Here is a 1766-nt window from a genome sequence, read left to right on the forward strand (position 1 = left end):
CGGTGGAACTCGTCGGGGGGAAAACGCGGATTATAGAGCCGATGGCGGTTTTCCCATGTTGCGTTGCGGGTGGTGTGGGGTAGGGGCAGCGCCTCCTTCTGGCGTGGGAGGTGCCGGGCAGGCCGGTGCAGGACACGCCGTGAACCCATCCTTGGGGGCTCGGTATTGCCATCCATGGCAATACACGGTCCTGCACCGGCCTGCCCGGCACCTCCGGACACATGGCTGCGCCTGGCAGAAGGCGAAAGCGGGAGGGTAGAGCCGGGCCATGCCCGGCTGGCCGCGCACCGCGCGGCAATGATCGGGGCCGGTCACCGCCCATGACTTCCGGGGTTCGGACCGGGGCAGGGGGGCGGGCTAGAATCGGCGGTTCTCTTTGCAAGGGGCTGCTCAATGCGCTCGAACCTGCTCGCTTTTTCCGTCGTCGCCAGCCTTGGGCTGGTCCAGGTTGCCCAAGCCGCTGAAGGCATGTGGGTGCCGCAGCAGCTGCCGGAAATCGCCGGTCCGCTCAAGCAGGCGGGGCTGAAGCTGTCGCCGGAGCAGATCTCCAACCTGACCGGCGACCCGATGGGTGCGGTGGTGGCGCTGGGCGGCTGCACCGCCAGCTTCGTGTCGCCGCAGGGCCTGGTGGTGACCAACCACCATTGCGCCTACGGTGCGATCCAGCTGAACTCGACCGCCGAGAAGAACCTGATCAAGGACGGCTTCAACGCACCCACCCTGAAGGATGAGCTGAGCGCCGGCCCGAACGCGCGCGTGTACGTGCTCGACCAGATCACCGATGTGACCGCGCAGGCCAAGGCCGCCATCGCCGCCGCCGGCAAGAATCCGCTGGCGCGGACCCGCGCGCTGGATGCCTTCGACAAGGCACAGACCGCAGCGTGCGAAGCCGATGCCGGGTTCCGCTGCCGTCTGTTCAGTTTTTCCGGCGGCAACACCTACCGCCTGTTCCGCAACATCGAGATCAAGGACGTGCGCCTGGTCTACGCGCCCCCGGGCAGCGTCGGCAAGTTCGGTGGCGACATCGACAACTGGATGTGGCCGCGCCACACCGGCGATTTCTCGTTCTATCGCGCCTATGTGGGCAAGGACGGCAAGCCGGCCGCGTTCTCGGCCGACAACGTGCCCTACCAGCCCAAGCACTTCCTGACATTCGCCGACACGCCGCTGGGCGCCGACGACTTCGTGATGGTGGCCGGTTACCCGGGCCGCACCAACCGCTATGCGCTGGCCGGTGAGTTCAACGAAACCGCCACCTGGACCTACCCGACCATCGCGCGCCACTACAACGCGGTGATCGATCTGATCGGCAAGGCGGGTCAGCAGGATGCGGACATCAAGGTGAAATACGCCGCCACCATGGCGGGCCTGAACAACACCGCCAAGAATTATCAGGGCCAGCTGGATGGCTTCAAGCGCATCGATGCGGCCGGCCAGAAGCAGGCCGAAGAAGCGGCCGTGCTGGCGTGGCTGAAGCAGCAGGGCGCGGCCGGCAAGCCGGCGCTGGCCGCGCACGCGCAGCTGATCAAGCACCTGGAAGAAGGCCGCGCCACGCGCGATCGCGACCTGATCGTGAGCCAGTTCAACAACACCGCCGTGCTGGGCTCGGCGCTCAGCCTGTACCGCCTGTCGATCGAACGTGCCAAGGCGGACGCCGAGCGCGAAGCCGGTTACCAGGAGCGCGACCTGCCCTCGATCGAAGGCGGGCTGAAGCAGATGGACCGCCGCTATGTCGCGCGCATGGACCAGCAGCTGCAGACGTACTG

The 1766-nt window shown here is 66.9% G+C and carries 1 protein-coding gene; it reads left to right on the forward strand.

Annotation, left to right across the window (positions count from 1 at the left end; translation table 11 throughout):
• Positions 1-393: 393 nt before the first annotated feature.
• Positions 394-1766, forward strand: a 1373-nt coding sequence (locus AC1DQP_RS20195) for a S46 family peptidase (protein WP_478052389.1), incomplete at its 3' end; no start/stop codon positions are given.

Source organism: Stenotrophomonas sp. P5_A8 (assembly GCF_056400545.1).